Origin of the sequence: Nonomuraea sp. NPDC050328 (assembly GCF_044459405.1) — a bacterium.
Lineage (GTDB): Bacteria > Actinomycetota > Actinomycetes > Streptosporangiales > Streptosporangiaceae > Nonomuraea.
In genome coordinates, this window is the sequence record NZ_JBITIW010000001.1 from 827,352 (window position 1) to 843,837 (window position 16,486).

Sequence of the window (16,486 nt, forward strand, 5' to 3'; positions counted from 1 at the left end):
GGGCCCCGGGCGCCGCCCGCGACGGTCAGGCGATGCGGTCGATCACCAGCGGGAGCTGCTCGACCGAGTGGGAACCGACCTCGTAGCCGCCCTCCAGCGCCTCCAGAGCGCGGGCGAAGCGGTCGGTCTCGTCGGCGTGCAGGGTCAGCAGCGGCTGGCCCGCCCGCACGATGTCGCCCGGCTTGGCGTGGAGCATGACGCCGGCGCCGAAGGACACCGGGTCCTCCTTGCGCGCCCGGCCCGCGCCGAGCCGCCAGGCGGCCAGGCCCACGGCGTAGGCGTCCAGCCGGGTCAGCACGCCGGAGGCCGGGGCCTCGACGGTCAGCGTCTCGGCGGCGCGCGGCAGCAGCGCGTCGGGGTCGCCGCCCTGCGCGCTGATCATCCGACGCCAGGCGTCCATGGCCGAGCCGTCCTTGAGCGCCTCGGCCGGGTCCTTGCCGGAGACCCCGGCGGTCTCCAGCATCTCCCTGGCCAGCCGGACGGTGAGCTCGACGACGTCGGCGGGTCCGCCGCCGGCGAGCACCTCCACCGACTCCTCGACCTCCAGCGCGTTGCCGACCGCCAGGCCGAGCGGCCGGTCCATCGCGGTCAGCAGCGCGACCGTGCGCACGCCCGCGTCCTTGCCCAGCGAGACCATGGTGGTGGCCAGCTCGCGGGCGTTGTCGACGTCCTTCATGAACGCGCCGCTGCCCACCTTGACGTCGAGGACCAGCGCGCCCGTGCCTTCGGCGATCTTCTTCGACATGATCGACGAGGCGATGAGCGGGATGGACTCGACGGTGCCGGTGACGTCACGCAGCGCGTAGAGCTTCTTGTCGGCCGGGGCCAGGCCGGAGCCGGCCGCGCAGATGACCGCGCCGGCCGAGCGCAGCACGGCGAGCATCTCCTCGTTGGACAGCGAGGCCCGCCAGCCGGGGATCGACTCCAGCTTGTCGAGCGTGCCGCCGGTGTGCCCGAGCCCGCGGCCCGACAACTGCGGCACGTACGCGCCGCAGGCCGCCACCAGGGGCGCCAGCGGCAGGGTGATCTTGTCGCCCACGCCGCCGGTCGAGTGCTTGTCGGCGGTCGGCCGGTCGAGCATCGACCAGTCCATCCGCTCGCCCGAGGCGATCATGGCCTGCGTCCAGTCGGCGATCTCCCGCCGGTCCATGCCGTTGAGCAGGATGGCCATGGCCAGCGCCGCCATCTGCTCGTCGGCGACCACGCCCTGGGTGTAGGCGTCGATCACCCACGAGATCTGCTCCGGCGACAGCTCGCCGCGGTCCCGCTTGCGGCGGATGACCTCGATGACGTCCATCAAATCCCCCGGGAAAGATCGTCGGGCCCGAAGGCGTACGGCAGGACCTCCGCCATGCGCTTCGGCCCGTCGGGGGTCTCCACGATCAACTCGGGCCCCCCGAACTCGAACAACAACTGGCGGCAGCGCCCGCACGGCATGAGCAGGTTGCCCGCCCCGTCGCAGCAGGTGAAGGCCACCAGCCGGCCGCCGCCCGACATGCGCAGCGCAGAGACCATCGAGCACTCCGCGCACAGGCCGAGCCCGTAGGAGGCGTTCTCCACGTTGCAGCCGCTGACGATGCGCCCGTTGTCGACCAGCGCCGCCGCCCCCACCGGGAACTCGGAGTAGGGGGCGTAGGCGAGCGCCATCGCCGCCCGCGCGGCCTCGCGCAGGGCCTCCCAGTCGATCCGGGGGTCGTTCCGCTCGCTCATCAGTGCCCCTGCCCGCGCCGGTACGGCAGGCCGTCGGCCGCCGGCGGCCGGAGCCGCTGGGAGGCCAGCGCCAGGACCAGCAGCGTGACGATGTACGGCGTCGCCGTGGTGAACTGCTCCGGCACGCTGTCGGTGACCTGGTAGAGCCAGAACACCAGCACGCCCGCCACCGCGGTGATCAGCGCCGGCACGTTGCGGTGCCGCTTGACCAGCAGGTAGACCGCCGCCCCCACGACCAGCAGCGACAGCGTGAACAGCAGCGCGTGCACCGAGGTGCCGCCCTGCCGCAACTGCAGCGAGTCGGTGTAGCCGAACAGCAGCGCGCCGCCGGCCAGCCCGCCGGGCCGGTAGTTGCCGAAGATCAGCGTGGCCAGACCGATGTAGCCGCGCCCGCCCGTCTGGCCCTCGCGGTAGATGCCCGCCGCGACCAGCGACAGGAACGCGCCGCCCAGACCGGCCATGACGCCCGAGACGATCACGGCGACGTACTTGTAGTAGTAGACGTTCACGCCGAGCGACTCGGCCGCCGTGGGGCTCTCACCACACGAGCGCAGCCGCAGGCCGAAGGCGGTGCGCCACAGCACCCACCAGGTCAGCGGCACCATCAGCACGGCCAGCAGGGTGAACCACGACACGTTCTGGGTCAGCCCGCGCAGCACCCCGGCCAGGTCGGACAGGAAGAAGATGTGCGTCTGCTCCAGCGAGCGCAGCGGTTCGCCGATCCCCGGGATGCTGAAGGTGCCCGGGCTGGGCAACCGTGGCGACTGGGTGTCGCCACCGCCGGGCAGGTCGGCGAAGACCGCCGCGGCGAGGTACTTGGCCGCGCCGAAGCCGAGGATGTTGATCGCCACGCCGGAGACCACGTGGTCGACGCCGAAGGTCACGGTGGCGACGGCGTGCAGCACCGCGCCGATCGCGCCGCCGATCGCGCCCAGCAGGATGCCCATCCACGGGCCCCACGTGACCGCGCCCCACGCGCCGAACCAGGTGCCGAGGATCATCATGCCCTCGAGGCCGATGTTGACCACGCCGGAACGCTCGGACCACAGGCCGCCCAGACCGGCGAGCCCGATCGGCACCGCCGCCGCCAGCATGGCGGCCATGGTGCCGCCGGAGGTGATGTCGTTGGCCCCGCTGACCACGCGGGTGATCGACAGCAGCAGGATCAGCGCGACCACGCCGCCCAGCACGATCGGCCAGGTCAGCCGGAACTTGCGCGGCTTCTTGACCGCGGCGAGAGCCTGGGAGGTGACGCTCACTTCGATGCCCCTTCCGGCGCGGGAGCCGCAGCCAGCTCTTTACTGACCTTCCGCTGCTCCGCCGCGATGCGGTAGCGGTGCACCAGCTCGTAGGCGATCACCACGGACAGCACGGTGATGCCCTGCATGATCTCGACGATCTCGGTGGGCACGTCGTGCAGGTCGAGGATCTGCGCGGAGTTGTACAGGAAGCCCCACAGGATGGCCGCGAAGGCGATGCCGACCGGGTTGTTGCGGCCCAGCAGCGCGATGGCGATGCCGGTGAAGCCCAGGCCGGCCGGGAAGTCGAGGCTGTAGGAGTAGGAGGCGCCCATCAGCTGCGGCATGCCCGCCAGGCCGGCGATGCCGCCGGAGATGACCATCGCGATGACCACCATGCGCTTGACGTTGACGCCGCCGGCGACCGCGGCCTCCTGGTTGAGGCCGGTGGTCCGCAGGTCGAAGCCGAAGCGCGTGCGGTTGAGCAGGACGTGGAAGGCGATGCCGAGCAGCGCGGCCAGGATGATCAGGCCGAAGACCTTCGACTCGGTGCCGGGGATCAGCGCCAGGCCGGGGATGCGGGACTCCTCGGGGATCGGCTTGGTGCCGATGTTGTTGCTGCCGGCCACGGCCACGCCGAAGACGTTGACCAGGAGGTAGGCGACGAGCGAGGTGGCGATGTAGTTCAGCATGATCGTCGAGACGACCTCACTGACGCCGCGGTAGGCCTTGAGCAGGCCGGCGATGGCCGCCCAGAGCGCGCCGGTCGCCATGGCCGCGGCCAGGATCACCAGGGCCTGCAGCCAGCCGGGGAGCGGGAGGCCCGCGCCGCCGACCGCCGCGGCGATGATCGCGGCCACCCGGTACTGGCCGTCCACGCCGATGTTGAAGAGGTTCATCCGGAAGCCCAGCGCCACCGCCAGGGCCGAGATGTAGTACAGGGTCGCGCTGTTCAGCGTGAGCACCATCGTGCGCGGCTGCGTGCCGTACTCGACCATGAGCTCGAGCGTCTCCAGCGGCGGGTTGCCGGTGACGGCCAGGACGATCCCGGTGACCAGCGCGGCGAAGACGATGGCCAGCAGCGGCGCGGCCAGCGCCAGCCAGCCGGACAGCGTGACGCGGCCGAGCAGCCGGTTGACGAAGGTGTCCTTGACCACGGGCGAGGTCTTCTCGCTCATGCCGCCTCTCCCGCTCCAGTCATGGCCGAGCCCAGCTCCTCGGGGGTAACGGTCGCCGGGTCCACGTCGGCCACCAGGCGGCCTCGCAGGATCACCTTGAGCGTGTCGGACAGGCCGATCAGCTCGTCGAGGTCGGCGGATATCAGCAGGACGGCCAGGCCGGCCGCCCGCGCCTCGCGCAGGTGGTCCCAGATCGCCGCCTGCGCGCCGACGTCGACGCCGCGGGTGGGGTGGGAGGCGATGAGGAACACCGGCTTGCCGCTCATCTCGCGGCCGACGATCAGCTTCTGCTGGTTGCCGCCGGACAGAGCGGCCGCCTTGACGTCGATGCCGGGCGTGCGGACGTCGTACTGCGCGACGATGCGCTCGGTGTCGCGGCGCGCTCCGGCCCGGTCGATCCAGGGGCCCTTGACGTTGGGCTTCTGGGTCTGGTGGCCGAGGATGCGGTTCTCCCAGAGCGCCGATTCGAGGAGCAGGCCGTGCCGGTGGCGGTCCTCGGGGATGAAGCCGATGCCCGCCTCGCGGCGCTTGAGCGTGGACCAGGCGGAGACGTCGGTGCCGTCCAGCGTGATGGCGCCGGTGGCGGCCCGCATGCCCATGATCGCCTCGACCAGTTCGGCCTGGCCGTTGCCCTCGACGCCGGCGATGCCGAGCACCTCGCCCTTGCGCACCTCGAAGGTGACGTCGTCGACCAGGATGCGGCCGTCGGCGGCGCGTACCGTGAGGTTGCGCGCCGACAGGGCGACCGTGTCGGTGACGGTCGACTCGCGCGTCTCGGGGCTGGGCAGCTCGCTGCCGACCATGAGCTCGGCGAGCTGGCGGGCCGTGACGTCGCGCGGGTTGACGCTGGCGACGGTGGTGCCCCGGCGGATGACCGTGATCGAGTCGGCGACCTTGAGCACCTCGTCGAGGTGGTGGGAGATGAAGATGATGGTGAGGCCCTCGCGCACCAGCTCCTTGAGGTTCTCGAACAGCTCGTCCACCTCGTGCGGCACGAGGACCGCGGTGGGCTCGTCGAGAATGAGGATCTTGGCGCCGCGGTAGAGGACCTTGAGGATCTCCACACGCTGCCGGGTGCCGACGCCGATCTCCTCGACCAGGACGTCGGGGTCGATGCCCAGACCGTAGGCGTCGGAGATCTCCTTGATCTTCCGGCGGGCCGCCGCGAAGTCGATGCCGACCCCGCCCTTGCGCGGCTCACTGCCGAGGATCACGTTCTCCAGCACGGTCAGGTTGTCGGCCAGCATGAAGTGCTGGTGGACCATGCCGATGCCGACGTTGATCGCGTCGGCGGGCGAGTGGAAGGCGACCTTCTCGCCGTTGACGCTGATGGTGCCCTCGTCCGGCCGTTGCATGCCGTAAAGGATCTTCATGAGCGTGGACTTGCCCGCTCCGTTCTCCCCGACGATGGCGTGGATCTCGCCTTTTTCCACGCTGAGGTGGATGTCGCGGTTGGCGACCACGCCGGGGAACCTCTTGGTGATCCCGACGAGCTCGACTGCTGGCTGGGTGCTGATGTCGGCCTCCCCCACTGGATGGCCCCGGCTTTCTGACTACAGACAGTAACCCAAAAGGCCCGGTGTGTCGGACACCGGGCCCTTGGCGATCAGGACGGATCAGGAACCGTTGGGAACGGTGATCTTCCCGTCGATGATCTGCTGCTTGTACTCGTCCAGCTTGGACTTGATGTCATCGATCTTGCCGCCGGTGACGGAGTAGTCGACACCGCCCGCCTTGAGGTCGTAGACGGTCGGGCCGGCCTTGACCGTGCCGCCGTTGAACGACTTCAGGAAGTCGTAGACCGCGACGTCGACCTTCTTGAGCATCGAGGTGATGATGACGTCCTTGACCGCGGCGTCGGCGGTCAGGGCCTGGTCGGAGTCGACGCCGATGGCGAACTTGCCCGCGGCCTTGGCGGCCTCGAACACGCCGCCGCCGGAACCGCCCGCGGCCTGGTAGACGATGTCGGCGCCACCGTCGAACATGCCCTCGGCCGCCGTCTTGCCCTTGGCCGGGTCGGCGAAGCCGCTGAAGTCCGGCGGCTGGGTGAGGTACTTGGTCTGGATCTTGATGTCGGCCTTGACGGCCTTGGCGCCCGCCTCGAAGCCCGCCTGGAACTTCTTGATCAGCGGAACGTCCACGCCGCCGACGAAGCCGACGTTGCCGGTCTTCGACTTGAGCGCGGCAGCGGCGCCGACCAGGAACGAGCCCTGCTCCTCGGCGAAGAGGAGGTTGGAGATGTTGGCGCCCTCGGCGGCGTCGTCCACGATGGCGAACTTGACGTCGGGGAACTCGCCGGCGACCTTCTTGACCGGGCCGGAGTAGGCGAAGCCGACCGCGATGATCGGGTTGAACCCGCCGGAGGCGAGCAGGCGGAGCCGCTCCTCCTTCTGCGCGTCCGTCTCGCCACCGGCCGCCTCGAGCTCCTTCGTCTCGAGACCGAACTCGCCCTTGGCCTTGTCGAGGCCGGCGGCGGCGGCGTCGTTGAACGACTGGTCACCGCGGCCGCCGATGTCGTAGGCCAGGCCGACCTTGGCGCCCTTCTTGTCGGGAGCCGGGGCAGAGGAGGCGGCACCCGGGGCCTGCGAGGCCTCGGTGGTGGTGCCGGAACCGCCGCCGCACGCGGCGGCGGCCAAAAGCAGAGCACCGGTCACGCCGGTGACGGCCAGTTTGCGGATCAAGTGGGAACTCCCCCTCCGTGCGCACTTCACGTCGCACGCGCGGAACGCACGGCAACTCTCACACTGGGAAGATATTCGTTCACCTGGAGTACTCCATACCCAGGCACAGGTCCGCAATAGGTCCGTTATGCACCTCAGTCCGGTCTGTGATTTCCTGCGAAGATCATCCGGTCGCGACCTTGATCTTGCCGTCGATGATCTGCTTCTTCAGATCGTCGAGCTGAGCCTTGATGTCGTCCACGTGCCCGCCGGTCGTCGCGTAGTCGACGCCGTTCTTGGCCAGGTCGTACATGACCGGCCCGGACTTCACCGTGCCCTTGATCGTGGAGTCGATGAAGTCGTAGACCGCGACGTCCACCTTCTTGATCATCGAGGTCAGGATGCGGTCGCGCACCCCCTCCGAGGCGGTGAGCGCCTGGTCGGAGTCGACGCCGATGGCCCAGCCGTTGGCCGCCTTGGCCGCCTCGAAGACGCCCGCGCCCGAGCCGCCGGCCGCCTGGTAGACGATATCCGCGCCGCCGTCGAACATGCCCTCTGCCGCGGTCTTGCCCTTGGCCGGGTCGGCGAAGCCGCTGAAGTCCGGCGGCTGGGTCAGGTACTTGGTCTGCACCTGGGCGTCGGCCTTGACGTGCTTGACGCCCTGCGCGTAGCCGGTCTCGAACTTCTTGATCAGCGGCACCTGCACGCCGCCGACGAAGCCGACGTTGTTCTTCTTGGTCTTCAGCGCCGCCGCGGCGCCGACCAGGAAGGAGCCCTGCTCGTCGGCGAAGACCAGGTTGGAGATGTTCGTCGCGGCGGCGTTGGCGTCGTCCACGATGGCGAACTTGGTGTCCGGGAACTCCTTGGCCACCTTGGTCAGCGGCCCCGAGTAGGCGAAGCCGACCGCGATGATCGGGTTGTACCCGCCGGAGGCGAGCAGCCGCAGCCGCTCCTCCTTCTGCGCGTCCGTCTCGCCACCGGCCGCCTCCAGCTCCTTGGTCTCGGCCAGGCCGAAGTCCTGCTTGGCCTTGTCCAGCCCCGCCGCCGCCTGGTCGTTGAACGACTGGTCACCGCGGCCGCCGATGTCGTAGGCCAGGCCGACCTTGAGGGAGGAGCCCGCCTTCCCGCCGCCGGACGCGGCCCCGGAGGCGGTCGGGCTGGAACCTGATGAGCCCGGGGTGTCGGATGTGCCGCCGCACGCGGACATGGCCAGGACGGCCGCGACAGCCAGAAGGCCGGTGATGGGACGCACGCTGTCTCCTTCGATAAGCCGTTACCCCAGATGAGTGACCGGCTTCCGGTCAGCACAACAGCGCGGTCAGGCAAAACGTCCACAAAGCAAAGATCTCTACTAGCATTTCTGGATATTTCGGCCTGCCTCGGGGAGCTTGCTTTGCGATGTTTCGCCCGGTTAGCCCTGGTCGGGGTCCTGGCCTTCTCCACCGCCTGCGCCGCCACCGCGCCCGCCGCCCGCACCCTCTCCGGCACCACCGGAGCCGTCCCGCCGGCCGGGGGGACCGGGGTGCCGCCGGGCACTCCCGCCCCGGCGCCGAGCCGGCCCGCCGGGCAGGTCCCGTCCGGTCTGCGCGTCGAGGACGGCGCCACCCAGCCCGTCACCACCCTGGCCGCCGCCCGCCACGAGCGCGTGCACGTCGAGGTCCCGGGCGTCGACAGCGACGCCGACGGCCGCCCTGACCGGGTCGAGGTCACCCTGGTCCGCCCGGCCGGCGACCTCGAGGCCGCCGCGATCATCACCGCCAGCCCCTACCTCGGCGGCGGCAACCGCGTCCGCAACCACGTCGTGGACGTCGACCGCACCGGCCGCCCGCTCAAGGGCCTGCGCGCCCCGCTGCAGTCCCCGCTCACCGCGTCCGAGCCCGACACCTACCTCGACGACTACTTCGTCCCCCGCGGCTACGCCGTCCTGCACGTCCGCCCCCTCGGTACGGCAGGCAGCACCGGCTGCCCGACCACCGGCGGCCGCCCCGAGGTCGCCGGCGCGAAGGCCGTCATCGACTGGCTGAACGGCCGTGCCCGCGCCTTCCGCGAGGACGGCTCCCCCGCCCGCGCCACCTGGGCCAGCGGCGACGCCGGCATGATCGGCGTCTCCTGGGACGGCACCATCCCCAACGCCGTCGCCGCCACCGGCGTCGAGGGCCTGAAGACCATCGTCCCGATCGCCGGCATCTCGAGCTGGTACGCCTACTACCGCGCCAACGGCGCGGTCACCGCCCCGGGCGGCTACCAGGGCGAGGACGCCGACGTCATGGCCGCCTTCACCCTCACCCGCAAGAACCCGCCGGCCGCCTGCACCCGGCTGATCGAGCGCATGACCCGCGACCAGGACCGCCGCACCGGCGACTACAACGGCTTCTGGGCCGAGCGCGACTACCTCAAGGACGCCGGGAAGGTCACCGCGAGCGTCTTCGCCGTCCAGGGGCTCAACGACTGGAACGTCCGCCCCGATCAGGCCGTGTCGTGGTGGCAGGCGGTCCGTACGCCGCGGAAGCTGTGGCTGCACCAGGGCGCCCACCACGATCCGATGTCGTTCAGGACCGCCGAGTGGGTGCGCCAGTTGCACGCCTGGTTCGACCACTTCCTGTACGGGCTGGACAACGGGATCACCGCCGAGCCGCCGGTGGACGTCGAGACCGCGCCCGGCCGCTGGGACACGCACGGCGCCTGGCCGCCCGCCGGCGTGCGGACGCTCACCTTCCGTCCTTCCGGCGACACGCTGACCTCCGGACCGGCAAGGCCCGGCCGGGCCCGCTTCACCGACCAGAAGGCCCGCACCGCCGAGCAGCTCGTCACCCGGCTGACCCGGCGCGACCCCAACCGGCTGGCCTGGCTCACCCCGCCGCTGACCGAGCCGGTGCACCTGGCCGGCGCCCCCGAGGTCACCACCGGCGCCGAGCGGGCCGGGCCCTCCCCCACGCTGACCGCGCTGCTCGTCGACCTGGGCCCGGGCCGACGCCCCACCGGCGAGCTCGAGCCCACCGGCAAGGAGCGCTGCTTCGAGCCCGAGGTCTGCCAGTACCTGTTCCGGTGGGAGACGGCGAACACGCCATGGAAGATCGTCTCGCGGGGCTGGACCGACGCCCGTTCCGGGACGGTCCGCTGGGCGCTCCAGCCGCAGGACCACGTGTTCGCCAAGGGCCACCGCATCGCCCTCGTCCTGCTCTCCACCGACCCGGAGTACACGCTGCGCTACCCGCCGGGCACCCGCGTCACCGTTGATCTCGGACAGACCTCGCTCCGGCTCCCGGTCTTGCCTGACGGCCGATCTTGACGGAGAGTGCAGTCAACTCTCTTCGTCTGAGGAGCACCCCCCATGCGACGCAGCAGCCCGAAGGTGCTCGCCGTACTCCTGGTGAGCACCCTGATCCCCGCGGTACCCGCGGCGGCCGCCGAACCACCCGCGATCGTCGTCCAGAACAACGCGACGCAGCCCGTCTTCTCGCGGGCCGACGCCGTCAAGCAGACCGTCTTCGTCGAGGTCGCCGGCACCGACAGTGACCACGACGGCCGGCCGGACCGGGTCGCCGTCGACATCCTGCGCCCCAAGGAGACCGAGCAGGGGCTCAAGGTGCCCACCATCATGGAGGCCAGCCCGTACTACGCCGGCATCGACTTCACCGTCCCCAACCACGTCGTGGACGTGGACGAGAACGGCAACCCGGTGCCCACCCTGCGCAGCTCGCAGGCCCGCCCGGAGCCGCTGGTCTTCGACGGCTACTACGACAACTACTTCCTGCCGCTCGGCTACGCCGTCGCCCTGGTCGAGAACCTCGGCAGCGGCCGGGCCACCGGCTGCCCGACCACCGGCGACGTCAACGAGACCGCCGGGCCGAAGGCCGCGATCGACTGGCTCAACGGCCGGGCCAAGGGCTTCGACGAGGCCGGCAACCCGGTCAGCGCCACCTGGTCCACCGGGAACGTCGGCATGATCGGCACGTCCTACAACGGCACGCTGCCCAACGCGGTGGCCACCACCGGCGTCGAGGGCCTCAAGACCATCGTGCCGATCGCCGCGATCTCCTCCTGGTACGACTACTACCGCGCCAACGGCGGCGTCGTCGCGCCCGGCGGCTACCAGGGCGAGGACGCCGACGTGCTGGCCAAGGCGGTGCTGACCAGGCAGGGCAAGGAGATCTGCCGCCCGGTCATGGACGCGCTCACCGCGGCCCAGGACCGGATCACCGGCGACTACAGCGCCTTCTGGGACGCCCGCAACTACCTCAACGACGTGCACAAGGTGCGCGCGAGCGTCTTCGTCGTGCACGGGCTCAACGACTGGAACGTCAAGACCAAGCAGTTCGCGCAGTGGTTCGACCGGGTGCGCACGCCCAAGAAGATCTGGCTGCACATGAGCGGCCACCGCGACCCGTGGAGCCTGCGCGCCCGCGAGTGGTTCCGGCAGTTGCACGGCTGGTTCGACCACTTCCTGTACGGGCTCGACAGCGGCATCCTGCGCGAGCCGGCCGCCGACGTCGAGACCGCGCCCGGCGTCTGGGGCCAGCACCGCACCTGGCCGCTGCCCGGCGCGGTGCCGGTGCACCTGTGGCCCGGCTCCGGCGGCAAGCTGGGCCTGCTGCCCAAGCCGGCGCTGGCCCGCGAGTCGTTCACCGACCAGAAGGAGCGCACCGCCGAGCAGCTCGCCGCCGCCGCGCCGGGACCCGATCCCAACCGCCTGGCCTGGGTCACCTCGGCTCTGCCCGCCGACGTGCGCATCTCCGGCACGCCGACGGTCACCGTCCGGGCCTCGCTGCGGGACGGCGCCTCGCCGTACCTGACGGCGCTGCTGGTCGACTACGGCACCGACGCGCGGCCCACCGGCGCCTCGGTGCCCGCCGGCGAGACCTGGTGCTACGGCGAGAGCGTGCCGGGCGACTCCGGCTGCCTGGTCCTGCGCAACCACGCGCTGGCCGAGACGCCGTTCAAGGTCGTCACCCGCGGCTGGCTCGACGTGCGCAACCGGCACAGCGCCGCGCGCACCGACCCGATCCGGCCGGGCCGTACCTACTCCTTCACCTGGGACCTGCAGCCCAACGACTACGTCTTCAAGCAGGGGCACCGGATCGGGCTCGTGCTGCTGTCCACCGACCGCGACTTCACCCTGCGTTACCCGCCGGGGACCGTGGTCGAGGTCAGTCCCGGCCACTCCTCGATCCGCCTGCCGGTCGTCTTCGGCCGCATCCGCTAGCCCGGCGAAGCCCGCCCGCCGGTACGGCAGAGCTCACCGGCTGGTACGGCACGCGAAAGGGCCCGGTCGCCATCGGCGGCCGGGCCCTTTCCCAATGGCTAGAACAGCTCGGCCAGCGGGTGCTCCTCGGAGACCTCGCTGACCCGCTTGCCCTCCCACAGGGCGGTGAGCGCGGTGTGCGCCATGAGGCGGACCCCGACGCCGATGCAACGCTCGTCCACGTCGAAGGTGCCCTGGTGGATGTCGTAGGTGACGTCCGTCTCCGGCGAGCGGGTGCCGAGCCGGGCGAAGGCGCCGGGGATCGACTCGAGGTACCAGGCGAAGTCCTCGCCGCCGAGCGACTGCTGGGTCGGCACGACCGAGCCGTCGCCCAGCGCGCGGGCCGCCGCCTCGGCGAACATCTGCACGCTCACCTCGTCGTTGACGACCGGCGGCACGCCGCGGCTGTACTCCATCGTCGCCTCGACGCCGTAGGCGCCGGCGACCGACTCCAGCAGCGCCTTGATCAGGTCGGGCGCCGCGTGCCAGGCGTTCTCGTCGAGGCAGCGCACGGTGCCCTCGGCCAGCCCGCCGTCGGGGATGGCGTTGGCCGCCGAGCCGGCCTCGACGCGCCCCCACACCAGGGAGAGCGAGGAGCGCGGGTCGATGCGGCGCGACAGCGCGGCGGGCAGCTCGGTGAGGATCTTGGCGAGCGCGAAGACCAGGTCGGCGGTCAGGTGGGGACGGGCGGTGTGCCCGCCGGGTCCGCTCACCCGGATGGCCAGCTTGTCGCAGGCGGAGGTGATCGGCCCGGTCTTGAGCCCGACGTGGCCGACGTCGACGCGCGGGTCGCAGTGCAGGCCGAAGATGCGGTCGACGCCGCTGATGCCGCCGTGGGCCATGACCTCCAGCGCGCCGCCGGGCAGTTCCTCGGCGGGCTGGAAGATCAGCCGCACCCGGCCGGGCAGCAGGCCGGCGTCGGCCTGCTGGGCCAGGAAGAGCGTGGTGCCGAGCAGGATGGCGGTGTGCACGTCGTGCCCGCAGGCGTGGCAGGCGCCGGGGACGGTGGAGCGGTAGGCCACTTCCTTCTCGTCCTGCAGCGGCAGCGCGTCGATGTCGGCGCGCAGCGCGATGGTGGGGCCGTCGCCGCTGCCCACCTCGCAGGTCAGGCCGGTGCCACGCGGGAGTACGGAGGGGTGGAGCCCGGCGGCGGTGAGCCGCTCGGCGATGAGCCGGGTCGTGCGGTACTCCGCGAACGCCAGCTCCGGATGCCTGTGCAGGTCCCGGCGGAACGCCCTGAGCCCCTGCTCCGTCTCCGCAAGGAACGCGTCGAGTTCGCCCCGCAGCTCACGTCCCTGCATGTGTCACCGTCCCTGCTGTCTGAATACGCCTAACCGCGTCAGCCGCCCGGTCTGGACAACTTCCCGAAGAATTGAATGCCGCACCCACAGGTTTCGGTGCATGAAGATCGTCAGCAGGCTGACTGTGGAGCCCCGATGGCGATGCCTTCGACTTTATCGCTCCGCCAAGGCTTCCCGTGGACAACTACACCAAAAGTTGACCTCGGGGCTGACCGTAACCGCAGGTCGTCACTGTATGTGACGCCGGAAATAGTCACAAGGGATCATTAGATCATGACCCATAGTGCCCATTCTCAAACGTCTGGTCGCACGCGATTCCTGTCACCTCCGGTCCTGACGATCAATCCGCCACGATGCATGCATCTGAGAAGAATGCGTGTTTCACTCGCTGTATGATCACTAATATCCCGTTCGGGGAGAAGCATGCACATCTGAGCATCTTCGAGCCGAGCGAGGGGACCCTGGTGGTCGTGCCCTCGCTCTCCCTGCCACAGGACGAACTCCGCCGGATCACGGGAGCGAGGTGCTACGAGGAACGGTTGCTGTTCCTCTTGCTGACGCTCCGGCAACCCAGGGTCAAAGTGGTCTATCTCTCATCCGGGCCCGTCGATCCGGCGATCGTGGACTACTACCTGTCCTTCCTGCCCGACCCCGAGGACGCCCGCCGCCGGCTGACGATGATCAGCATGGACGAGCCGGACTCCCAGCCGCTCACCCGCACCGTGTTACGCCGGCGCGAGGTCATCGAGCGCGTGCGCGGCCTGCTCGACCAGGACGCCTGGCTCGTGCCCTTCGTGATGAGCGAGCTGGAGGACCGGCTGGCCGACTACCTGGGCCTGCCGCTGTACGGCCCGCCCACCGAGCTGGCCTACTACGGCTCCAAGAGCGGCTCGCGCGAGATCGGCCGCCAGGCCGGGGTGCCCATGGCCCGCGGGTTCAGCGACCTGCGCACGGTCGCCGAGATCCAGGACGCGGTGGACTCCCTGCCCGGCGAGCGTGTGATCGTCAAGCTCAACGACGGCTACTCCGGCCTCGGCAACGCCATCCTCCCCCGCGACGACTGGTCGGCCATCGACTTCTCCGCCGAGGGCGAGACCTGGGACTCCTTCATGGGCAAGTTCGCCGAGCGCGGCGGCGTCGTCGAGGAGTTCATCGAGCACCGCCCGCTCTACTACCCCAGCGCGCTGGCGCGCATCACGCCCGGCGGCGACTACACCGTCGTGGCCACGCACGACCAGGTGCTCGACGGCCACGTCTACCAGGGCTGCACCTTCCCGGCCCGCCCCGAGTACCGCGCGCAGGTCGCCGGCTCGGCGCGCAAGATCTCCCGGGTGCTCGCCGAGCGCGGCGTGGTGGGCCTGTTCGGCATGGACTTCTTCGCGATGAAGACCGACGCCGGCTACGCGGCCCTGCTGTGCGAGATCAACCTGCGCATCGGCGGCACGACCCACCCGTTCGGCGCGACGCTGCTCACCACCGGCGCCCGCTACGACGCCGGCACCGGCCTGCTCATGGCCGGCGACCAGCCGAAGTACTACACCGCCACGGACAACTGCTACACCGGCTGCCGCGGCGGCCAGACCCCCGCCGAGGTCATCAAGGCCGTGCACGCCGCCGGGCTCGGCTTCGACCCGGTCCGGCGCACCGGCAACGTGCTGCACCTGATGGGCGCCATCCCCGAGTACGGCAAGCTGGGCTTCACCTCCATCGGCGACTCCAGGGAGGAGGCCGACGAGCTGCACGCCCTCACCCGGCGGGTCCTTTGCGGGACCGGACGCCCCGAAGGCCGATGACCGCGAGCACCACCGCCAGCACCAGGTTCACCCCGATCAGGATCCCGTGCACGACGTAGAAGCCGGTCGCGTGGCCGTCGGCCAGGTTAAACCCAAGGCTGATCCACTCGAAGATCATGAATGCCGCCAGGGCGATCAGGAATCCGGCGATCTTTCGTGACATCCACATCCGTCAAGTATCGGCGGTGGACGTACGGGGAAGTGTCGGCACATGGTCAAACTCGCGAAGGCTACGCTGAGCCTGCTATGAGGACGAGAATCGGGGCGACCGCGGCCTTCCTCGCCGCGGCCACAAGTGTCGTGTGCGCCGTACCGGCGTACGCGCAGAACCCGCCGGTCGGCGGCGACCTGCTGGGGAGCAGGGGCCTGGTCCGGCCGGAGGGCGTCAAGGCGCCGCCGAAGACGAAGGCCACCTCCTACGTCATCGCCGAGGCCGGCTCCGGCGACGTGCTCGCCGCCAAGGACGCGCACGGCCGCTACCTGCCGGCCAGCACGCTGAAGGCGCTCACCGCCCTCACGCTGATCCCGAAGCTGGACCCCGCCCTGCGGGTCAAGCCCAGCGCCACCGCGGTCAACCAGGAGGGATCCGCGGTCGGCCTGGTGAGCAAGCCGCTCTACAAGGTCGACGACCTGTTCCGCGCGCTGATGATGTCCTCCGGCAACGACGCCGCGATGGCGCTGGCCGAGGTCAACGGCGGGCTGGCCAAGACGCTCCAGGACATGAACGCCGTGGCACACCGCCTGCAGGCCAACGACACCGTCGCCAAGACGCCCAGCGGGCTGGACAAGCCCGGCCAGAGCAGCTCGGCCTACGACCTGGCGCTCATCGCCCGCGCCGGGCTGCGCAACCCGGCCTTCGCCCGCTACATCAGCACCAAGGTCTCCCGCTTCCCGGCGCCGAAGAAGTGGTACGAGATCTCCAACCACAACAAGCTGCTGTGGAACTACAAGGGCATGGTCGGCGTCAAGAATGGCTGGACGTCCAAGGCCCAGGGCACCTTCGTCGGCGCCGCCACCCGCAACGGCAAGACGATCATCGTGGCCATCATGCGGCACGAGGGCTACTTCTGGAACGAGGTGGCCGACCTGCTCGACTGGGGGTTCGCCGCCAGCGGCAAGGTGGTCCCGGTGGGGCGGCTGGTCGAGCCGTTGCCGGACACGCCTGCCGTACCGCCTGCGGCGGCGGCTCCGTCGCCGTCGGCCAGCGCCGTCGCGGCGCCGCTGCTGGACGCGGCGGCGGGCATGCAGGACGGCGGCAGCCGGACCGCCGGCCTGGCCGTCATCGGCGGCGGGCTGCTGTTCGGCACGGTCTGGCTGGTGTACGGCCTGCGCCGCAAGCGGTCACGGGCGCGGTCCTGACCCGA

At 70.6% G+C, this 16,486-nt stretch carries 13 protein-coding genes; 4 read left to right on the forward strand and 9 right to left on the reverse strand.

Annotation, left to right across the window (positions count from 1 at the left end; genetic code table 11):
• Positions 1-25 precede the first annotated feature (25 nt).
• The 7 genes from ACIBG7_RS03740 to ACIBG7_RS03770 all read right to left on the reverse strand — a co-directional run bounded on the left by ACIBG7_RS03740 (position 26) and on the right by ACIBG7_RS03770 (position 8,038).
• Positions 26-1,297 (reverse strand): thymidine phosphorylase, encoded by a 1,272-nt coding sequence (locus ACIBG7_RS03740; protein ID WP_357916289.1) that lies wholly within the window; start codon positions 1,295-1,297, stop codon positions 26-28.
• Complete coding sequence (locus ACIBG7_RS03745; RefSeq protein ID WP_397335073.1) at positions 1,297-1,710, reverse strand: cytidine deaminase; 414 nt, start codon at positions 1,708-1,710, stop codon at positions 1,297-1,299. The genes ACIBG7_RS03740 and ACIBG7_RS03745 overlap by 1 nt, the downstream gene beginning before the upstream one ends.
• On the reverse strand, positions 1,710-2,975 hold the full coding sequence (locus tag ACIBG7_RS03750) for an ABC transporter permease (protein WP_397335339.1): 1,266 nt from the start codon (positions 2,973-2,975) through the stop codon (positions 1,710-1,712). Before ACIBG7_RS03750 ends, ACIBG7_RS03745 begins: the two co-directional genes overlap by 1 nt.
• Positions 2,966-4,126: an ABC transporter permease gene (locus tag ACIBG7_RS03755; RefSeq protein ID WP_397335074.1), complete on the reverse strand. Its 1,161-nt coding sequence runs from the start codon at positions 4,124-4,126 to the stop codon at positions 2,966-2,968. The genes ACIBG7_RS03750 and ACIBG7_RS03755 overlap by 10 nt, the downstream gene beginning before the upstream one ends.
• Positions 4,123-5,658 carry an ABC transporter ATP-binding protein gene (locus ACIBG7_RS03760; RefSeq protein WP_357916277.1) on the reverse strand — a complete coding sequence of 512 codons (1,536 nt, stop codon included), beginning with the start codon at positions 5,656-5,658 and terminating at the stop codon, positions 4,123-4,125. Before ACIBG7_RS03760 ends, ACIBG7_RS03755 begins: the two co-directional genes overlap by 4 nt.
• Before the next feature lie 84 nt (positions 5,659-5,742).
• A complete protein-coding gene (locus tag ACIBG7_RS03765; protein WP_357916274.1) occupies positions 5,743-6,807 on the reverse strand; it encodes a BMP family ABC transporter substrate-binding protein in 1,065 nt (354 codons plus the stop codon).
• A 163-nt stretch (positions 6,808-6,970) separates the two neighbouring features.
• Positions 6,971-8,038, reverse strand: a complete 1,068-nt coding sequence (locus tag ACIBG7_RS03770) for a BMP family ABC transporter substrate-binding protein (RefSeq protein WP_357916271.1) — start codon at positions 8,036-8,038, stop codon at positions 6,971-6,973.
• A gap of 141 nt (positions 8,039-8,179) precedes the next feature.
• On the opposite strand from ACIBG7_RS03770, the gene ACIBG7_RS03775 reads away from it, so the two are divergent.
• Both ACIBG7_RS03775 and ACIBG7_RS03780 read left to right on the forward strand, forming a co-directional pair.
• Positions 8,180-10,075, forward strand: coding sequence for a Xaa-Pro dipeptidyl-peptidase (locus tag ACIBG7_RS03775; RefSeq protein WP_397335075.1), 1,896 nt, complete (start codon positions 8,180-8,182; stop codon positions 10,073-10,075).
• A gap of 42 nt (positions 10,076-10,117) precedes the next feature.
• On the forward strand, positions 10,118-11,989 hold the full coding sequence (locus ACIBG7_RS03780; protein ID WP_397335076.1) for a Xaa-Pro dipeptidyl-peptidase: 1,872 nt from the start codon (positions 10,118-10,120) through the stop codon (positions 11,987-11,989).
• 98 nt (positions 11,990-12,087) lie between these two features.
• Here ACIBG7_RS03780 and ACIBG7_RS03785 read toward each other — a convergent pair whose 3' ends face one another.
• On the reverse strand, positions 12,088-13,329 hold the full coding sequence (locus ACIBG7_RS03785; RefSeq protein ID WP_397335077.1) for an amidohydrolase: 1,242 nt from the start codon (positions 13,327-13,329) through the stop codon (positions 12,088-12,090).
• A 392-nt stretch (positions 13,330-13,721) separates the two neighbouring features.
• Here ACIBG7_RS03785 and ACIBG7_RS03790 point away from each other — a divergent pair, with 392 nt between their 5' ends.
• Positions 13,722-15,122: a peptide ligase PGM1-related protein gene (locus tag ACIBG7_RS03790; RefSeq protein WP_397335078.1), complete on the forward strand. Its 1,401-nt coding sequence runs from the start codon at positions 13,722-13,724 to the stop codon at positions 15,120-15,122.
• On the opposite strand, the gene ACIBG7_RS03795 is transcribed toward ACIBG7_RS03790, so the two are convergent.
• Positions 15,076-15,291, reverse strand: a complete 216-nt coding sequence (locus tag ACIBG7_RS03795) for an SCO4848 family membrane protein (protein ID WP_397335080.1) — start codon at positions 15,289-15,291, stop codon at positions 15,076-15,078. The genes ACIBG7_RS03790 and ACIBG7_RS03795 overlap by 47 nt on opposite strands.
• Before the next feature lie 77 nt (positions 15,292-15,368).
• Between ACIBG7_RS03795 and ACIBG7_RS03800 the strand changes: the two genes are divergently transcribed.
• Positions 15,369-16,481 (forward strand): D-alanyl-D-alanine carboxypeptidase, encoded by a 1,113-nt coding sequence (locus tag ACIBG7_RS03800; protein ID WP_357916254.1) that lies wholly within the window; start codon positions 15,369-15,371, stop codon positions 16,479-16,481.
• Positions 16,482-16,486 lie beyond the last annotated feature (5 nt).